We start from the raw sequence: 18,270 nt of genomic DNA, 5'->3' as shown, positions 1-18,270 counted from the left end.
CAGTGGCTAGTCACGCCAGCTCGAGGATCTCCAAAGTGCTTGTCGCCAACCGCGGCGAGATCGCTGTCCGGGTGATCCGGGCGGCCCGCGACGCGGGCCTGCCCAGCGTGGCGGTGTACGCCGAGCCCGACGCCGACGCGCCGCACGTGCGCCTCGCCGACGAGGCGTTCGCCCTGGGCGGCCAGACGTCCGCGGAGTCCTACCTGGACTTCGGCAAGCTTCTCGACGCGGCGGCCAAGTCGGGGGCCAACGCGGTCCACCCCGGCTACGGCTTCCTTTCGGAGAACGCCGATTTCGCGCAGGCGGTCATCGACGCCGGCCTGATCTGGATCGGGCCCAGCCCCCAGTCGATCCGCGACCTCGGTGACAAGGTCACCGCCCGCCACATCGCCGCGCGCGCCCAGGCCCCCCTGGTGCCCGGCACCCCCGACCCCGTCAAGGACGCCGACGAGGTGGTGGCCTTCGCCGAGGAGTACGGCGTGCCGATCGCCATCAAGGCGGCCTTCGGCGGCGGCGGCCGCGGCATGAAGGTGGCGCGCACCATCGAGGAGATCCCGCACCTGTACGAGTCGGCGGTGCGCGAGGCCGTCGCCGCCTTCGGCCGCGGCGAGTGCTTCGTCGAGCGTTACCTGGACAAGCCCCGCCACGTCGAGGCGCAGGTGATCGCCGACCAGCACGGCAACGTCATCGTGGCCGGCACCCGCGACTGCTCCCTGCAGCGCCGCTTCCAGAAGCTGGTGGAGGAGGCGCCCGCGCCGTTCCTGACCGACGCGCAGCGCAAGGAGATCCACGAGTCGGCCAAGCGCATCTGCAAGGAGGCGCACTACTACGGCGCGGGGACCGTCGAGTACCTGGTGGGGCAGGACGGCCTGATCTCGTTCCTGGAGGTCAACACCCGCCTGCAGGTCGAGCACCCGGTCACCGAGGAGACCGCGGGCATCGACCTGGTGTTGCAGCAGTTCAAGATCGCCAACGGCGAAAAGCTGGACCTGACCGAGGATCCGACGCCGCGCGGCCACGCCATCGAGTTCCGGATCAACGGCGAGGACGCCGGCCGCGGCTTCCTGCCGGCGCCCGGCCCCGTCACCCGCTACGACACTCCCAGCGGCCCGGGCGTCCGGCTGGACTCGGGGGTCGAGGCCGGTTCGGTGATCGGCGGCCAGTTCGACTCGATGCTGGCCAAGCTGATCGTGTACGGCGCCACCCGCGAAGAGGCCCTGGCCCGCTCGCGGCGCGCCCTTTCTGAATTCCACGTGGAGGGGCTGGCCACCGTCATCCCGTTCCACCGCGCCGTGGTCTCCGATCCCGCCTTCATCGGCGACGGCGAGGGCTTCTCGGTGCACACCCGGTGGATCGAGACCGAGTGGAACAACACCATCGAGCCGTTCACCGGCGGTGAGCCCCTCGACGAGGAGGACACCCGGCCGCGCCAGACGGTGGTCGTGGAGGTCGGCGGGCGCCGGCTCGAAGTGTCGCTGCCCGGCGACCTGGCCATGTCCAACGGCGCCGCAGCCGACCCGGCCGGCGTCATCCGCAAGAAGCCCAAGCCACGCAAGCGCGGCGCGCACGCGGGTGCCGCCGCCTCCGGTGACGCGGTGACCGCCCCGATGCAGGGCACGGTGGTCAAGGTCGCGGTCGAGGAGGGCCAGGAGGTCGCCGCCGGCGACCTGGTCGTGGTCCTCGAGGCGATGAAGATGGAGAACCCGGTCACTGCGCACAAGGACGGTGTCATCACCGGCCTGGCGGTCGAGGCCGGCGCCGCCATCACCCAGGGCACGGTGCTCGCGGAGATCAAGTAAACCTTCGGACGGTATTCCTGGGAAACAGTTGTCGCCCGGGTCCGGCGCGGGTAGCGTTCGGGTCAGGTTGAGTTCACAGCCGTCCGGATCACGTCAAGGGCGCGGAAGCTACGAGCTCCCTGCTCTCCCGTTCATTCCCCGCCTGACGTCTTCCGCAGCATCCTGCTCGGCGGATGGAGTTAGTAATGCCTGTGGCCCAATCTTGGCAGCAAAGCCGCGCGGCGCAGTTCACCGCGCGCTGGGACCCGTCGGGGACCCTGATCACGGTGGACGGTGAACTCGACGCCGCCAACGCCGATCAGCTCGCGGCGTACGTCCGGCACGTCGTCGATCGTTCGCGGCGCGTGATCCTGGACCTGCGCGGCCTGAAATTCATTGGTACGGCCGGTTTTTCGGCACTGCATCGCATCAACGTCGTCTGCTCCGGCGCCCAGGCGCACTGGGCGATGGCGCCCAGCCCGGCCGTGGCGCGGTTGCTGCGCATCTGCGACCCCGACGGCACCCTGCCGGTGACGACGCCCATGGCCGAGCCGCTGCTGGAGCCGCTGCGGGCCGACGGCGACGAAGAGCAGCTATTGCAGCTGGTCACGCAGCCGCGTTAGCGACTTCGCCAGCAACCGGGAAACGTGCATCTGCGAGATGCCGACCCGTTCGGCGATCTGCGTCTGCGTCATCGATTCGAAGAACCTCAGCACCAACACCGTTCGTTCCCGCTCGGGGAGCGCCTCGAGCAGCGGGCGCAGCGACTCCTGATCCTCGATGCGGTCCAAACCGGTGTCCACGTCGCCGAGGGTGTCGGCGATCGCGCGGGCTTCGTCCTCGTCGCTGCCGCCGCCGCTGTCGATGGACAGCGTGTTGTACGAGCTGCCCGCGACCAGGCCCTCGACGACCTCCTCGCGGTCCATGCCGAGTTCGGCGGCGAGTTCGGTTGCGGTCGGGGCCCGTCCGAGTCGTTGCGACAGTTCCGCGGTGGCCGTTCCCAGGCGCAGGTGCAGTTCCTTGAGGCGCCGCGGCACCTTGACCGACCAGCTGTTGTCGCGGAAGTGCCGGCGGACCTCGCCCATGATCGTCGGGACCGCGAACGACACGAAGTCGGAGCCGGCGTCCACGTCGAACCGCACGACCGCGTTGACCAGTCCGACCCGCGCCACCTGGACGAGGTCGTCGCGCGGTTCGCCACGGCCCTCGAACCGGCGGGCGATGTGGTCGGCCAGGGGCAGGCAACGCTCGACGATCTTGTCCCGTTGACGCTGAAACTCCATCGAGCCGGCGCCCACGGTCGCCAACTCACGGAACATGTCCGGGACATCGGCGTATTCGTTCGGGCGCGAGACCGAACCGCCGGCAGCTGGTGGTGTCACCTGCTGGAGGCCGCCCGTCGCGCCGTCAGCGTGATCCCGAAGACGCTGCCGGTTTGGTTGGGTTCGCGACCGTCGTGGAAGGTCTGGACGTCATCGGCCAACGACGTCAGCACGTGCCAGCTGAAGCTGCCCGGCGCGACCACGTCGTGGGTGTCGCACGCCGCGGACGCCTCCACCACCAACTGGTCGTCCTGAGGGTCCACCACCACGACCAGGGTCGCGTCCGGCGTGGCGCAGCGGATCAACCGGGTGCACACTTCGTCGACCGCGAGCCGCAGGTCCGCCACGGCGTCGAAGTCCAAGTCCTCGAAGGTGCCGATCGCACCGACCAGCGTCCGCAGCATCGCGAGGTTCTCCAGCCGCGCCGCGACGCGCAATTCGACCGCGCGACGGCCGCGCTGACGCCTAGTGGTGCGCAATCCCGCATCGTTCATCTGGTCTCCCGGCAATGTTTGACTGACACTACTACCGCCCTGCAGACCGCCGTGGACCGTACGTTCGAGCCGATTAGTCATGGTTGCCGCCGGGTATTCGCCCCCACATGGACGGGCCGGAGACCACAGAAGCGGTTCGGACGCGACGCCTCAGGCGCGTGGCGCTCGTCGCCGGGATCGCGCTGGTCGTGTTGGTGGTTCTCGTTGTAAGCATCTATGTCGGTGTCTTCGTGATCCTGGCCCCCATGATGGGGTGACCACGCAGACGCAACCTTTCCGGCACTCATCATGGTGCACACCTGATACCCACTCGACGGGGCCGGTAACCCCCCGCGTTTGCTTCGCGGCAAATAGCGCGCGGGGTCTCTAGGCGGGCCGCCCCGAAAACCCCGCTAGCTGGCCGGCCACTGCCGGTGGACCTCCGGATGTTCGGCGTACCAGCGCTCCGCGATCCTGCGGATCCGCCAGTGTTCCAACCCGACCCAGACCAATCCGAGGACCGCGGCGATGACCGCCAGCACGCCCGCGGTCATGCCCTCGTTGTGATGGCCGCTACCGAATGCCGCCAGGCTTCCGCACGCGCCGACGACACCAGCAACCACCAGCAGATACCCGGGCCAGTGCAGCACGTCGATCAACGACTCGCCCGCGAGCGGGCGCGTGGTCCTCAGATGGTCGACGGGGTCATGAAAGGTATCTCCCATGGCTGCTCCTCATGCGGAACTTGACTCATGCGCAGCTCAATACGGGTTGCACATCAACGGTAGATCGCCCGGACGGGTTTGGCGAGAGCCGATCAGAGGGTCAGCGCCGGGCCGGCGATCGGGGCCACGCCCAGGGCCCCGGTCAGCACCATCAGGGTGAACAGGAACCAGCCCGCCCCGTGCCATCCCCACCAGGCGCCCTCCGCCTTCCACACCCGATAGGTGCGCAGGAACGCCCACAGCCCGGCCGCGAGCAGGATCAGCGGTCCCCCCAGGGCCAGCAACGTCCGCTGCGGCGCGCCGCAGGCGACCGTATCGACGCCGTCGCCCGGGCAGGTGCTCACCCACAGCGCGGCCATGACCACGAAGCCGACCGCCGCCGCCGCGGCGGTCGCCGCGAACCGGATGGCGGCGCGCACTTCGCGATCTTCCTGTCCCAAGCGATCACCGCCCGATCGCTCTTCCGCTTTGTGCATCGGTGCCCCTCAACATCCCCCGCGTGGCCAACGTCCTATTCATCGTTTGCCGCGCCGCAATAGTTACCGCGCGACGACTCATGGCCCGACGACCGGCCGCCGCAATCGCGCTGGCACTAGCGGAACACCCGCACCGGCACGGATACCCGCCGGCAAACTCGGTAAACCGGCGCGGGCCGGGCCGGCCACCCCCGGGCGCCGCGGCCCGGCGCGCGTAGCCGCCCGATCCGGCCGGGACGTCGCCGGCCCCGTCAACGGTGGCGGCGATTCCCGCTGGCACGGGGCGTGCGGCCCGAAAAGACACAATGTGGTCGGTGTCTCAGAACCGATGAGTACTATCTCTCACATGCCGACAGGCCGAAGGCGGTTGTCCCCCGAGGATCGACGCGCTGAGCTGCTCGCTTTGGGGGCGGAAGTCTTCGGAAAGCGACCCTACGACGAGGTCCGGATCGACGAGATCGCCGAGCGCGCCGGGGTGTCGCGTGCGCTGATGTATCACTACTTCCCCGACAAGCGGGCCTTCTTCGCCGCGGTGGTCAAGGACGAGGCCGACCGCCTTTACGAGACCACCAACATGGACGACGCCACCGGCCTGACCATGTACGAAGAGGTCCGGATGGGGGTCATGGCGTACATGGCCTACCACGAGCAGAACCCCGAGGCCGCGTGGGCCGCCTACGTCGGGCTGGGCCGGTCCGACCCGGTCCTGCTGGGCGTCGACGACGAGGCCAAGAACCGCCAGCTCGAGCACATCATGGGCCGGATCCACGACCTCGTCGCCGACATCTCGGGGGCCAAGCTGGAGGCGGACGTCGAACGCGACCTCCGGGTGATCTGCCACGGCTGGCTGGCGTTCACCTTCGAGCTGTGCCGCCAGCGCATCATCGATCCCACGATCAATGCCGACCGCCTCGCCGACGCGTGCGCGCACTCGCTGTTCGACGCCATCGCCCGGGTGCCGCAGATACCCGAGGAACTGTCCCACGCGATGGCGACGGCCAGCATCCAGCCGCGCTGACCCGCGCCGTTGTCGGTGCGCCTTGGCACCATGGTGGGGTGACCACACGTGACCCGTTGAGCCGGTTCAGCGCGACCACGCGCGAATGGTTCACCAGCACGTTCGCCGGGCCGACCACCGCGCAGGCCCAGGCCTGGGACGCCATCGCCGACGGCGACGACACGTTGGTGGTCGCGCCGACCGGATCCGGCAAGACGCTCGCGGCCTTCTTGTGGGCACTGGATTCCCTCGCCCGATCGGCCGACCGGCCGGCCGGCACCCGCGTTCTCTACGTGTCCCCGCTCAAGGCGCTCGCGGTGGACGTCGAGCGCAACCTGCGCACTCCGCTGGCGGGCCTCACCCGCATCGCCGAGCGGGACGGCCTGCCGCCGCCCGCCATCAGCGTCGGCGTCCGCTCCGGTGACACCCCGCCGACCGAACGCCGCCAGCTGATCGCGCGGCCGCCCGACGTGCTGATCACCACGCCGGAGTCGCTGTTCTTGATGCTCACCTCCGCCGCGCGGGAAACCCTGGCGGGCGTGCAGACGGTGATCGTCGACGAGATCCACGCCATCGCCGCCGGCAAGCGCGGCGCCCACCTGGCGCTGTCGCTGGAACGACTCCAGGATTTGGCGCAAGAGCTGCGCGGGGGGCCGCCCGCGCAGCGCATCGGGCTGTCGGCGACGGTACGCCCGCCCGAGGAGCTGGCCCGGTTTCTGTCCGGGGCCGGCCCGGCGCGACGGACCAGGATAGTGGCGCCGCGTGCGGCCAAGACCGTCGAGCTGTCGGTCCAGGTGCCGGTGCCCGACATGGCCAACCTGGCCAACAACAGCATCTGGCCCGACGTGGAGGCGCGGCTGGTCGACCTGATCGAAGCGCACAATTCGACCATCGTGTTCGCCAATTCGCGGCGGCTGGCCGAGCGACTCACCGCGCGGCTCAACGAGATCCACGCCGAGCGCCTGGGGGTGGGCCCGCGCGACGAGACCAACCCCGAGGTGGCGGGTGGGGCGCCCGCGCACATCATGGGCAGCGGCCAGACCTACGGCGCCGAACCGCTGTTGGCGCGCGCGCACCACGGCTCGGTCAGCAAGGAGCAGCGGGCCCTGGTCGAAGAGGACCTCAAGCGCGGGCTGCTCAAGGCGGTGGTGGCGACGTCGAGCCTGGAGCTGGGCATCGACATGGGCGCCGTCGACCTGGTCATCCAGGTGGAGGCGCCGCCGTCGGTGGCCAGCGGCCTGCAGCGCATCGGGCGGGCCGGCCACCAGGTCGGCGAGGTGTCCCGGGGGGTGCTGTTTCCCAAGCACCGCACCGACCTGATCGGCTGCGCGGTGACCGTGCAGCGGATGCTCTCCGGCGAGATCGAAACGATGCGGGTACCGGCCAACCCGCTGGACATCCTGGCGCAGCAGACGGTGGCGGCGGCGGCGCTGGAGCCGCTGGACGCCGACCGGTGGTTCGACACGGTGCGCCGCAGCGCGCCCTTCGCGACGCTGCCCCGCAGCGTGTACGAGGCCACCCTCGACCTGTTGTCGGGCAAGTACCCGTCCACCGAGTTCGCCGAGCTGCGCCCGCGGCTGGTCTACGACCGCGACACCGGGACGCTGACCGCCCGGCCCGGCGCGCAACGGCTGGCCGTCACCTCCGGCGGCGCCATCCCCGATCGCGGCATGTTCACCGTCTACCTCGCCAGCGAGTCGGAAAAGCCGTCGCGGGTCGGCGAACTGGACGAGGAGATGGTGTACGAGTCGCGGCCCGGTGACGTCATCTCGCTGGGCGCCACCAGCTGGCGGATCACCGAGATCACCCACGACCGGGTGCTGGTGATCCCGGCGCCCGGCCAGCCGGCCCGGCTGCCGTTCTGGCGCGGCGACGACGCCGGCCGCCCGGCCGAGCTGGGCGCCGCGCTGGGCGCGCTCACCGGCGAGCTCGCCGGGTTGGCCCGCGAGAACTTCAACGCCCGGTGCGCCGCTTTGGGTTTCGACGCCTATGCGACCGACAACATGTGGGCGCTGCTGGACGAGCAGCGGGCCGCGGCGGGAGTGGTGCCCACCGACACCACCCTGCTGGTCGAGCGGTTCCGCGACGAGCTGGGCGACTGGCGGGTGATCCTGCACTCGCCGTACGGGCTGCGCGTGAACGGACCGCTCGCGCTGGCGGTGGGCCGCCGGCTGCGCGAACGCTACGGCCTCGACGAGAAGCCGACGGCCTCCGACGACGGCATCGTGGTGCGGCTGCCGGACATGCTTTACGACGACGGCGAGACCCCGCCCGGCGCCGATCTTTTCGTCTTCGAGGCCGACGAGATCGACCCCATCGTCACCGCCGAGGTCGGCGGTTCGGCGCTGTTCGCGTCGCGGTTCCGGGAATGCGCGGCCCGGGCGCTGCTGCTGCCCCGCCGGCACCCGGGCAAGCGATCGCCGCTATGGCACCAGCGTCAGCGGGCCGCCCAACTGCTGGACGTGGCCCGCAAATACCCCGACTTCCCGGTGGTGCTGGAGACCGTCCGCGAATGCCTGCAGGACGTGTACGACGTCCCCGCCCTGGCGGCGCTGATGGCCGGCATCGCGCAGCGCAAGGTGCGGGTCGCCGAGGTCGCGACCGACCGCCCCTCACCGTTCGCGGCGTCGCTGCTGTTCGGCTACGTCGGCGCGTTCATGTACGAGGGCGACACCCCGCTGGCCGAGCGCCGGGCCGCGGCGCTGTCGCTGGACAGCACGCTGCTGGCCGAGCTGCTGGGCCGGGTCGAGCTGCGCGAGCTGCTCGACCCGGACGTCATCGCCGCGACCGGCCGCCAGCTGCAGCACCTGGCGGAGGACCGGGCCGCGCGCGACGCCGAAGGCGTCGCGGACCTGCTGCGACTGCTGGGTCCGATGACCGAGGGCGAGATCGCCGCCCGGTCCGGCGGCGCGGAGGTGGGCGGCTGGCTCGAGGGCCTGCACGCGGCGCGGCGGGCCCTGCCCGTCTCGTTCGCCGGCCGCAGCTGGTGGGTGGCCATCGAGGACATCGGCCGGCTGCGCGACGGGGTCGGCGCGCCGGTCCCGCTGGGCGTGCCCGCCGCCTTCACCGAGGCGGTGGCCGACCCCCTGGGCGAGCTGCTGGGCCGCTACGCCCGCACCCACACCCCGTTCACCACCGCCGAGGCCGCCGCCCGGTTCGGGCTCGGGCTGCGGGTCACCGCCGACGTGCTGGGCCGGCTGGCCGACCCAACCAGTTCGCAAGGCCGGCTGGTGCGCGGCGACTTCGTCGCCGCCACCGAGGTCCCCGGTGCGGCCGGGAGCGAACAGTGGTGCGACGCCGACGTGTTGCGCGTGCTGCGGCGGCGGTCGCTCGCCGCGCTGCGGGCACAGGTCGAGCCGGTGAGCACCGCCGCGTACGGCCGCTTCCTGCCGGCCTGGCACCAGGTGGCCGGCTCGAGTTCGCCGAACCATTCGGGGCTGGACGGGCTGATGTCGGTGGTCGATCAGCTGGCCGGCGTCCGGCTGCCCGCCTCGGCGATCGAACCGCTGGTGCTGGGACCCCGAGTGCGCGACTACTCCCCCGCCATGCTCGACGAGCTGCTGGCCAGCGGTGAGGTCACCTGGCAAGGCGCCGGGACGATCTCGGCCAGCGACGGGTGGGTCGCGCTGCACGTCGGCGAATCCGCGCCGTTGACCCTCGCCGAGCCCGCCGAGATCGACTTCACCGACGCCCACCGGGCGATCCTGGACACGCTGGGCGGCGGGGGCGCCTACTTCTTCCGCCAGCTCGCCCAGAGCGGAATCCCCGATGCGGAACTGAAAACCGCGCTGTGGGAACTGATCTGGGCCGGCTGGGTCACCGGTGACACGTTCGCCCCGGTGCGCGCCGTGCTCGGCGGCGGGGGCGGTCGCAGACGCTCGGTCCCGGCGCACCGGTCGCACCGGCCCCCGCGGCTGAGCCGCTACAGCGTCGCGCACGCGCAGACCCGTCCCGCCGACCCGACGGTGGCGGGGCGATGGTCGGCCCTGCCGGCCGCCGAGACCGATTCCACGATGCGCGCCCACTATCAGGCCGAGCTGCTGTTGGGCCGGCACGGCGTGCTGACCCGGGGGGCGGTGGCCACCGAGGGCGTCACCGGCGGGTTCGCCACGCTTTACAAGGTGTTGAGCACCTTCGAGGAAGCCGGCCGGTGCCAGCGCGGCTACTTCGTCGAGTCGCTGGGCGGCGCGCAGTTCGCCGTCGCGTCGACCGTCGACCGGCTGCGCAGCTACGGAGACGGGATCGACCCCGAACGACCGGACTACCGGGCCGTCGTGCTCGCCGCCGCCGACCCGGCCAACCCCTACGGCGCCGCGCTGCCGTGGCCCGCCTCGAGCGCCGAGGGCGCGCGGCCGGGCCGCAAGGCCGGCGCGCTCGTCGTGCTGGTGGACGGCCACCTGGCCTGGTTCCTCGAACGCGGCGGACGGTCCCTGCTCACCTTCACCGACGACCCCGCCGCCCATGGCGCGGCGGCCGCGGCGCTGGCCGACCTGGTGGGCTCCCGGCGGGTGGCGTCGATCCTGGTCGAGCGCATCGACGGGGTGCCTGCGCTGCAGCCCCGGCCCGGGGGACCCAACCCGGTGGCCGAGGCGCTGGCCGAAGCGGGGTTCGCCCGCACACCGCGCGGGCTGCGGCTGCGGTGAGGCTGCGGTAGGCATGCCCGAGGGAGACACCGTCTGGCACACCGCGGCCCTGCTGCGCCAGCACCTGGTGGGTCGCACCCTGACGCGCTGCGACGTCCGCGTCCCGCGGTACGCGACCGTCGACCTCACCGGCGAAGCGGTCGACGAGGTGCTCAGCCGCGGCAAGCACCTGTTCATCCGGGTAGGCCCGGCGAGCATCCACTCGCATCTGAAGATGGACGGCAGCTGGCGGGTGGGCGAGCGGCCGGTCCGGGTCGACCACCGCGCGCGCATCGTCCTGGAAGCCGGCGGCGTGCGCGCCGTCGGCGTGGACCTTGGCGTCCTGGAGATCCTGGAGCGCGACCGCGACGCGGAAGCGGTCGCGCACCTGGGGCCCGATCTGCTCGGCGAGGACTGGGACGCCGGCCTGGCCGCCGCCAACCTGGCCGCGCACCCGGACCGGCCGCTCGCCGAGACGCTGCTGGACCAGCGGGTGCTGGCCGGGATCGGCAACGTCTACGCCAACGAGCTGTGTTTCGTCAGCGGGCGCCTGCCCACCGCGCCGGTCAGCGCGGTGGGCGACCCGCATCGGCTGGTCTCCCGCGCCCGCGACATGCTGTGGCTGAACCGGTTCCGGTGGAACCGCTGCACCACCGGCGACACCCGGACGGGGCGTCAGCTGTGGGTCTACGGGCGGGCCGGGCAGCGCTGCCGCCGCTGCGGCACCCGCATCGACTACGACGGCTCCGGGGACCGGGTCACCTACTGGTGCCCGCCCTGCCAGCGCTGACGCGCGCCTGGCCGCCTATACCGTCTAGCCCCGGGCGTGCGCCAGGAAGAACTGGGCGATCGCCTCCGACCCGTCGAGCGCGCGGGTTGTGGGCCCGATGATCGCCTTGGGCAGGTACTGCCTGCCGCCCGGCCACGTGTGGCCACCACTGTCGATCCGGTAGAAGGTCACCTCGGTGGACGACGCGCACGCCGTGGAGTCGAAGCGGTGCACGACCGTGCCGTCGCCGACGTTGGGCAGCGCATCGACCGCCGGGTCGCCCCGGCAGCCGTCGGCCGAACGCCACCTGTCCACCATGCTGTTGGCGGAGATGGCGTGGCTGACCCCGCCCCGCCCGCGCACGTCCCCGCCGTTGAACGGCACCAGCGGGTCGGCCGTGCCATGGGCCTCCCAGACCGAGACCGGCCGCGACGGGTTGCAGCCCACGCCCACACCCAAGGTCCCCGCCACGGGCGCGACCGCGGCGAACACGTCGGCGCGGTCACACGCCAGCCGGTTGGACATGAAGCCCCCGTTGGACATGCCGGTGACGAAGACGTGTCCCGGGGCGATGCCGTAGTCGTCCTGCAACTTGCCCACCAGCCCCACCAGGAAGCCGACATCGTCGATGTGCCTGCGGTCCGCGGGCGACGCCCCCCGCCCGTCGGCCCAGCTCTTGTCGTAGCCGTCGGGATAGACGACCAGCAGGTCGTGGGCGTCGGCGACGGTGTCGAAACCGGTCAGCCCACGCTGCGCGTTCCCGGTGCCGCCGCCGCCGTGCAGGCTCAGCACCAGGCCGACCGGGCTACCCGGCGGCACGTGCAGCAGGTAAGTTCGGTCAATGCCGCCGGAACGAAACGTTCCGGAAGCATCCCGAGCGCTGGCCGCCGACACATGCCTCACACCACAACCGACCAAGCACGCCACCACAAGGGCCAGCGACAACCAACGCACGTACGGCATTCCGTCAGCGCACCGACGGGGCCGGCGCCGGAGCAAACCCGGGTGTGGCGATGATCGCAATATCATTGATCCTGCACCGAGCGACGTCGCAGCGTGCAAATATTCGGGCAGCCCCCGCTGTCAGCGAGCAACGGCACTTCGATGTCACGGGAGTATCAGAAATGACGAGGACCCAGATTCGCAACCCCAGCCTGTTGCTGTTGGCTGTCGGTGTTGTGCCGGCGGCTGGGTTGCTCGGTGTGCTGGGGACGACCCCGGCCGCCCGCGCCACCGCCACCGATGACGCCTTTCTCGCGGCGCTGACGGCCAAGGGCATCAACTACGAATCGCCGGAGACCGCCATCCGGTCGGGTCACCTGGTGTGCGCGCAACTCGATTCGGGGATCGCACCACAACAGGTGGCGAACGACGTCATGACCAACAGCCACCTCGACGGCTACCACGCCGGCTACTTCGTCGGCGTCAGCATCCGGGCGTATTGCCCCAAGTACAGCGGCCAGGGCTGAAAACGTAACAGCCAGTTGACAGGCCCGTGACAAGCGCGCCGGTAAAATGAACCCCGAACCAACCGCGAGAACTCGAAGGCCAAATGTCTCCTAAACTTTTGGTCGGCGTTGCACTCACGTTCGGCGCTGCTTGTTGGACGGCAGCATCGGCCAACGCCGACCCAAGCCCCTTCAACACCCTGAGCTGCAGCTGCCAGGAGACGTCTCCGGCGGACGGCGCGACGCTGATGGACAAGGTCGACCGGGGAATCCAGCAAGGCCTTTCGGATCTGCCGGCCATCGAGGTCGCAAACTAAGGCTCAAGCCCGCTTGCGCATCCGCCGCTCGATGTAGTGGTAGCGCGCCGCGCGTCGCCGGATGCGATACGCGCTTCCGCGGGTGCGGTGCGGCCGCCCGACGGGGCGCATCGGCTCGCTGTAGAAGAGCAGCTTGCCCAGCTCGACCAGAACCAGGTAGCACGCGACGAAGGCGCCGAGCACGGCGAAGAACTGCCACGGCAGCGGCGTGAAGCCCAACGTGCGGGCCAGCGGCGAAATCGTCAGCCCGGCACCGACGGCGACCACGGTCAGACTGGTGACGGCCAGCAACGCGCTGGGCCGGCTGCGGAAGAACGGGACCATCCGGGTGCGAATGACGAAGATGATCAGCGTCTGCGTCGCCAGCGACTCCACGAACCACCCGGTGCGGAATTCGACGGCCCCGGCGTGCAGCACGCCCAGCATCAAGCCGAACGTCAAGAAGTCGAACAGCGAACTGATCGGACCGAAGATCAGCATGAACCGGCGGATGAACGCGACGTCCCAATGCGAGGGCGCCTGCAGTTGCGCCGCGTCGACCCGGTCGGTGGGGATCGCCAGCTGCGAGGAGTCGTAGAGCAGGTTGTTCAGCAGGATCTGGCTGGGCAGCATCGGCAGGAACGGCAACAGCGCCGACGCGGCCGCGGCGCTGAACATGTTGCCGAAGTTGCTCGACGTGCCCATCAGGACGTACTTGATGGTGTTGGCGAAGATGCGCCGGCCCTCGGCCACCCCGGTGGCCAGCACCCCGAGGTCCTTTTCCAGCAGCACCACGTCGGCCGCGTCCTTGGCCACGTCGGTGGCACTGTCGACCGAGATCCCCACGTCCGCGGCGTGCAGGGCGAGCGCGTCGTTGACACCGTCGCCCAGGAAGCCGACCGACCGACCCGTGCGCCGCAGCGCGCTGATCAGCCGCGCCTTCTGCTCCGGGGAGATGCGCGCGAAAATGGTGTGGCTCTGCGCGACCCCGGCGAAGGCGTCGTCGCCCAGCCCGTCGAGCCCGGCGCCGGTGATGGTGCCCTTGGACGCCAAACCCAGTTCTGCGCAGACCTTTTCGGCGACCTGGGGGTTGTCGCCGGTGGCGATCTTCAGCTCGATGCCCAGCTCGGCCAGTTCGGCCAGCGATTGCCGCGCGGCGGATTTCGGTTCGTCGGCGAACACCAGGAACCCCGCGAGCGACAGGTCGCATTCGTCCGCCCTGGTGAGCGCCGTCAGCCCCGGCGCCGGCCTGGCGGCCACGGCCACCACCCGGCGTCCCTGCGCGAACAGCGCCGCAAGGACCTCGTCGGTCTCCGGCGCGACGTTCCGGCACCCGGCCAGCACCTGTTCGGGCGCGCCTTTGACCACCAGCACGCGGTTTCCGTCGTCGTCGACCAGTGCCGAGGTCGCCCGGCGTTCGTGATCGAACGGCAGCATCGCGACCCTGCGCACGGCACCGGCCGCCGGTTCGCCCGCCGGCGCGGACTCCCAGAGCGCGGCGTCGAGCGAATTGGCGCTCGCACCACCGGTTTCCGGGTCCACGTCGGTGGCCAGCAGCCCGAGGCGGCGGACGGCGTCGCTGTGCGCACCGGCGGGGTCGACCGTGTCCACCAGGCGGATCCGGCCTTCGGTCAGGGTCCCGGTCTTGTCGGTGATCAGAATGTCGATGTCGCCGAGGTCTTCGATGCACACCAACCGCTTCACCAACACCTTGGCCTTGGCCAGCTGGCGTGATCCGGTGGCCAGCCCCGTGCTGACGACGGCGGGCAGCAACTGCGGTGTGATGCCGACCGCGATCGCCAGCGAGAACAGCACCGAGTCGATGATCGGCTTCGCCAGCAGCAGGTTGCTGACCAAGATGATCACCATCAACGCGATGGCGACCTGCAGCAGCAGGTAGGAGAACCGACGCAACCCGACCTGGAAGCCGGTTTCGGGCTGGCGTTCGTCCAAACCCGCTGCGATTCGGCCGAATTCGGCTTCCTTTCCGGTGGCGTACACCACCCCGGTGCCCTCGCCGGCGCTGACGATGGTGCCCATGAAGGCCAGGTCGGTCGCGTCGGCCACGTCGGTCCCCGGTGGCACGGGTTCCGGCGCCTTCTCCGCTCCGGTCGATTCCCCGGTCAGGATGCTCTCGTTGCATTCCAGGCCGTTGACGGCGATCAGCCGGACGTCGGCCGGCACCGCCTCGCCCAGCGACAGGCGGATCACGTCGCCCGGCACCAGCGCGGTGACGGCGAGCGAGACGAACTTCCCGTCGCGGCGCACCACGGCGTTGTGGTGCACGCTGGCATGCAGGTCGGCGGCCGCCCGTTCGGCGCGGTACTCGTTGACGAAGCCCAGGCCGATGCTGGCCGCCAGGATGATGAAAATGATGACCGCCTGCATGCTGTCGCCCAAAAAGTACGAGACGACCGCGGTGCCGGCCAGCAGGATGAGCACGGCGTTGCGCAGCTGGCGGCCCAGCACCGCAAGGACATTGACGCGATGGGTCCGCACGGCGTTGGGCCCGTAGCGCGCCAGCCGGGCCGCGGCCTCCGCGGCCGACAACCCGGCGGCCGAGCTGTCCAGCCAGCGCAGCACCTCGTCGACGGAAGCGGCGGCGACCCGCTTCGTGGTCGTGGCCGCCGGGTCCGGCCGCGTTTCGGTGGTCATAGCCAGTCGCGCCGCTTGAACATCGCGTAGATGACGACCATCAGGACGAATATCAGGCTGGTGCTGGCGATGAACCCGGCCAGGTGGCCGAAGCCCGGGTAGGGGACGTTCTGGCCGTAGAAGCCCGTGATGGCGGTGGGGACCGCGATGATGGCCGCCCATCCGGTGAGCTTCTTCATGATCGTGTTGAGCCGGGCGTCCTGCAGCGACAGGTTGGTCTCGAAAATCGTTGTGACCATGTCGCGCAACGACTCCGTCCACTCCGACACGCGCAGCACATGGTCGTACAGGTCGGCGTAGAGCGGGTCGAGCTCCGGTGCGGTGCCGACCTCGCGCCGGTGGTGCTGGATCGAGTTCACGACCTCCCGCATCGGCAACGCCACCCGCCGCAGCGCCACCAGGTCTCGCCTCATCTGAAATGTCCTGCGCTGGAAGCTCGCCTGGCGCGGCGTGCCGTCGAAGAGCTCGTCCTCGATGGCCTCGACGCAGTCGTCCAGCGCCTCCACCGCGGCGAAGTGGCTGTCCACCACGACGTCGAGCAACCCGTGCACCAGGGCGCCCACCCCGTACTGCTGGGCCCCGATCTCCTCCCAGCGCCGCGTGAGCTGCGCGATGTCGAAATCCGGCGTCAGGCGCACCGTGATCAACCCGCGGGGCAGGACGAAGGCCGAGATCCGCTGCATCGACAGCAGTCGGCGCGGTTCGTCGCCGGCCTCGGCCTCGACGTGGACGGCGTACACGGTGAAGAACGTGTGGGTGTCGTACGCGGTGGCCTTGACCCGCTCGGCGGCGGCCACGGCGTCTTCGACGGCCCAGGTGTTGAGGCCGAGTTCGGCGGCCAGGCCGCACAACGCGTCGTGGTCCGGCTCGCACAAATCCACCCAAACCAGGGCGTCGGGCTCGCGCAAGTACTCGGAGACCTCGCCGAACACGAAGTCGTCCTGCGGTTTACCGTGGCGCCACAGGCGACCGTGAATGTTGGGCGCGACCTGCACGAGGCCATCCTCTCAGCCGGCGCTGCCAACGCCCGTCAGTAGGTGGTGATCTCGTCGGGCGCGGGCAGGTCGCCGCTGACGATGAAGATGACGCGGCGGCCGACTTCCACGGCATGGTCGGCGAAGCGCTCGTAGAAGCGGCCCAGCAACGCCGCGTCCACGGCGGCGGGGATGTCGTCCGTCCAGCCCTCGTCCAGCAGCACGCTGAACAACCGCCGGTAGAGCTCGTCCATCGCGTCGTCTTGTTCGCGAAGCCGGGCGGCCTGCTGCGGGTCGCGGGAGATCAGCACCTGTCTTGCGCTGTCGCCCAAGGCAATTGCCACCCTGGCCATGTCGGCGAAACTCGCGCGGACCTTATCGGGCAGCACCCGGTCCGGGTGCTCGCGGCGGGCGATCTTGGCGACGTGCACGGCCAGTGCGCCCATCCGTTCGATGTCGGCGATGAGCTGGACCGTGCTGAACACCACCCGCAGCTCGCCGGCCACCGGTTGTTGCAGCGCCAGCAGATCGAACGCCTCCCGTTCCGCCCGCCCCCGCATCGCCACCAGACGGTCGTGCTCGCGGATGACCTGTTCGGCGGCGTCGAGGTCGGCCTCCAACAGGGCGTCGGTGGCGCGCCTCATCGCCTCGGTGGCCATGCCGCACATCTCGCCGAGCTGGACGCTCAACTCGTCCAGCTGATGGTGGTAAGCGGATCGCATAGCGCAACGGTGGCCAATGCGACCGTTTTTCACAAGGGACGAAAGCCCCACGAAAAGGGCCTGAATGACTTTTCCCGTGCGCGTCACCGGCCGTTAAGCTGCCGCTGTAACGCTTGCGGAGCCCAGGACACTCGGGCATCGAGCTGAGCCGGGAGAACACGGTGAGCACACGACGCGGCCTGCCCGGCTTGGGCCTGCTGACGGCGCCCCTGCGCGTCGCCGTCGTGGGCACCGAGATCGCCGCCGGCACCGCCCTGCTGGGCGGCCACGTCGCGGTGAGCATGGGCAGGTCGCTGGCGCGGGCCACGCCGGATGTTCCGGCGCTGACCCGCGCCGCGGCGGGTGCGGTGCTGGAGGCGGCGGGCGGCCCACCGGCCCGGCGCACCAGCAGTAACGGCGCGCGGCGCTGGATCGAGGTACGCGGGCTGGAGGGCGAACACGGCCCGGCGATCGCCACCGACGCGCTCGCCGGGGTCCGCGCGATGCCCGGCGTGCGGCAGGCCCACCTGAACCGCGTGCTGGCGCGGGTGGTGGTGACCGTGGAAGACGACGGGCCCTCGGTGGCCGAGCTCTGCCGCGTCGTCGCCGGCGCCGAGCGGCGGGACCGGGGCGGCGCGCACCGGCACCTGCCGGCCAGCCTGCCGGGCGACGACGCGCTGCTGATGGGCCGGGTGGTCGCGGCCACGGCAGCCTCTGTGGGCTTTGGACTTTCGCTGACCGGGAGCCTGCTGCGGCTGCCCCGGCTGCCCGACCTGGTGGCCGTGCCGCCGACGGTGGCCGACCACCTGCCGCGGGTGCGCCGGGAACTGGAGCGCCGCCTCGGCCCCGAGGGCACCGACGTGTTGTTCGGCATCGTGAACGCGGCCACCGCCGCGCTGACCCTCTCGCCGACGGCGGCGGCCGCCGAGGCCGCCACCCGCACCATGCTGGCGGCCGAGGCGTGGAACGGCAGGTTGGCGTGGAACCGGCACGAACCCGGCTGGGCCGCCGGACCCGCGCCCGACGATGCGACC

15 protein-coding genes and 1 pseudogene are annotated in these 18,270 nt (G+C 70.9%); 8 read left to right on the top strand and 8 right to left on the bottom strand.

The genetic code is table 11. The annotated features are described in order from the left end of the window. The first annotated feature begins 2 nt into the window (after positions 1–2). Complete coding sequence (locus HMPREF0591_RS08405) at positions 3–1,799, top strand: acetyl/propionyl/methylcrotonyl-CoA carboxylase subunit alpha (RefSeq protein WP_040621430.1); 1,797 nt, start codon at positions 3–5, stop codon at positions 1,797–1,799. A gap of 173 nt (positions 1,800–1,972) precedes the next feature. Then, positions 1,973–2,401 carry an STAS domain-containing protein gene (locus tag HMPREF0591_RS08400; RefSeq protein ID WP_007168052.1) on the top strand — a complete coding sequence of 143 codons (429 nt, stop codon included), beginning with the start codon at positions 1,973–1,975 and terminating at the stop codon, positions 2,399–2,401. Here the strand turns inward: HMPREF0591_RS08400 and HMPREF0591_RS08395 are convergent. Both HMPREF0591_RS08395 and HMPREF0591_RS08390 read right to left on the bottom strand, forming a co-directional pair. Then, the gene (locus HMPREF0591_RS08395) at positions 2,372–3,160 is read right to left on the bottom strand and encodes an RNA polymerase sigma factor SigF (protein WP_007168051.1); all 789 of its coding nucleotides are present in this window, start codon (positions 3,158–3,160) and stop codon (positions 2,372–2,374) included. The two genes, HMPREF0591_RS08400 and HMPREF0591_RS08395, sit on opposite strands and share 30 nt — an antisense overlap. After that, positions 3,157–3,594, bottom strand: coding sequence for an ATP-binding protein (locus tag HMPREF0591_RS08390; protein ID WP_007168050.1), 438 nt, complete (start codon positions 3,592–3,594; stop codon positions 3,157–3,159). Before HMPREF0591_RS08390 ends, HMPREF0591_RS08395 begins: the two co-directional genes overlap by 4 nt. Positions 3,595–3,701: 107 nt before the next feature. Between HMPREF0591_RS08390 and HMPREF0591_RS33405 the strand changes: the two genes are divergently transcribed. Further along, entirely contained in the window at positions 3,702–3,851 is a 150-nt protein-coding gene (locus tag HMPREF0591_RS33405) for a hypothetical protein (RefSeq protein WP_007168049.1), read from the top strand. Between the two features lie 135 nt (positions 3,852–3,986). Here the strand turns inward: HMPREF0591_RS33405 and usfY are convergent, their stop codons facing one another. After that, the gene (gene usfY, locus HMPREF0591_RS08385; protein ID WP_007168048.1) at positions 3,987–4,298 is read right to left on the bottom strand and encodes a protein UsfY; all 312 of its coding nucleotides are present in this window, start codon (positions 4,296–4,298) and stop codon (positions 3,987–3,989) included. A gap of 92 nt (positions 4,299–4,390) precedes the next feature. Next, on the bottom strand, positions 4,391–4,774 hold the full coding sequence (locus tag HMPREF0591_RS08380) for a hypothetical protein (RefSeq protein WP_007168047.1): 384 nt from the start codon (positions 4,772–4,774) through the stop codon (positions 4,391–4,393). Positions 4,775–5,120: 346 nt separating this feature from the next. Between HMPREF0591_RS08380 and HMPREF0591_RS08375 the strand changes: the two genes are divergently transcribed. The 3 genes from HMPREF0591_RS08375 to nei2 are packed head-to-tail and all read left to right on the top strand — an operon-like array spanning position 5,121 to position 11,183. Further along, positions 5,121–5,792 (top strand): TetR/AcrR family transcriptional regulator, encoded by a 672-nt coding sequence (locus tag HMPREF0591_RS08375; RefSeq protein ID WP_040621429.1) that lies wholly within the window; start codon positions 5,121–5,123, stop codon positions 5,790–5,792. 38 nt (positions 5,793–5,830) lie between these two features. Further along, complete coding sequence (locus HMPREF0591_RS08370; protein ID WP_007168045.1) at positions 5,831–10,414, top strand: ATP-dependent helicase; 4,584 nt, start codon at positions 5,831–5,833, stop codon at positions 10,412–10,414. Positions 10,415–10,427: 13 nt separating this feature from the next. Beyond that, positions 10,428–11,183 (top strand): endonuclease VIII Nei2, encoded by a 756-nt coding sequence (gene nei2, locus HMPREF0591_RS08365; protein WP_007168044.1) that lies wholly within the window; start codon positions 10,428–10,430, stop codon positions 11,181–11,183. Between the two features lie 24 nt (positions 11,184–11,207). Here the strand turns inward: nei2 and HMPREF0591_RS08360 are convergent, their stop codons facing one another. Further along, positions 11,208–12,125: a CE1 family esterase gene (locus HMPREF0591_RS08360; protein WP_007168043.1), complete on the bottom strand. Its 918-nt coding sequence runs from the start codon at positions 12,123–12,125 to the stop codon at positions 11,208–11,210. 161 nt (positions 12,126–12,286) lie between these two features. On the opposite strand from HMPREF0591_RS08360, the gene HMPREF0591_RS08355 reads away from it, so the two are divergent. Continuing rightward, on the top strand, positions 12,287–12,631 hold the full coding sequence (locus tag HMPREF0591_RS08355) for a DUF732 domain-containing protein (RefSeq protein ID WP_040621427.1): 345 nt from the start codon (positions 12,287–12,289) through the stop codon (positions 12,629–12,631). Positions 12,632–12,930: 299 nt separating this feature from the next. Here HMPREF0591_RS08355 and mgtA read toward each other — a convergent pair whose 3' ends face one another. From mgtA to phoU, 3 genes are read right to left on the bottom strand one after another with little or no spacing between them, the layout of a single operon-like run. Next, on the bottom strand, positions 12,931–15,561 hold the full coding sequence (gene mgtA, locus HMPREF0591_RS08345; protein ID WP_007168040.1) for a magnesium-translocating P-type ATPase: 2,631 nt from the start codon (positions 15,559–15,561) through the stop codon (positions 12,931–12,933). After that, entirely contained in the window at positions 15,558–16,556 is a 999-nt protein-coding gene (locus tag HMPREF0591_RS08340; protein ID WP_007168039.1) for a magnesium transporter CorA family protein, read from the bottom strand. Before HMPREF0591_RS08340 ends, mgtA begins: the two co-directional genes overlap by 4 nt. A 35-nt stretch (positions 16,557–16,591) precedes the next feature. After that, on the bottom strand, positions 16,592–17,257 hold the full coding sequence (phoU, locus tag HMPREF0591_RS08335; protein WP_007168038.1) for a phosphate signaling complex protein PhoU: 666 nt from the start codon (positions 17,255–17,257) through the stop codon (positions 16,592–16,594). A 161-nt stretch (positions 17,258–17,418) separates the two neighbouring features. On the opposite strand from phoU, the pseudogene HMPREF0591_RS33015 reads away from it, so the two are divergent. Continuing rightward, a pseudogene (locus tag HMPREF0591_RS33015) lies at positions 17,419–18,270 on the top strand (cation-translocating P-type ATPase); the annotation flags it as partial.

The organism is Mycobacterium parascrofulaceum ATCC BAA-614, assembly GCF_000164135.1.
GTDB lineage: Bacteria > Actinomycetota > Actinomycetes > Mycobacteriales > Mycobacteriaceae > Mycobacterium > Mycobacterium parascrofulaceum.
This window is presented reverse-complemented; position numbering and strand designations above follow the sequence as displayed.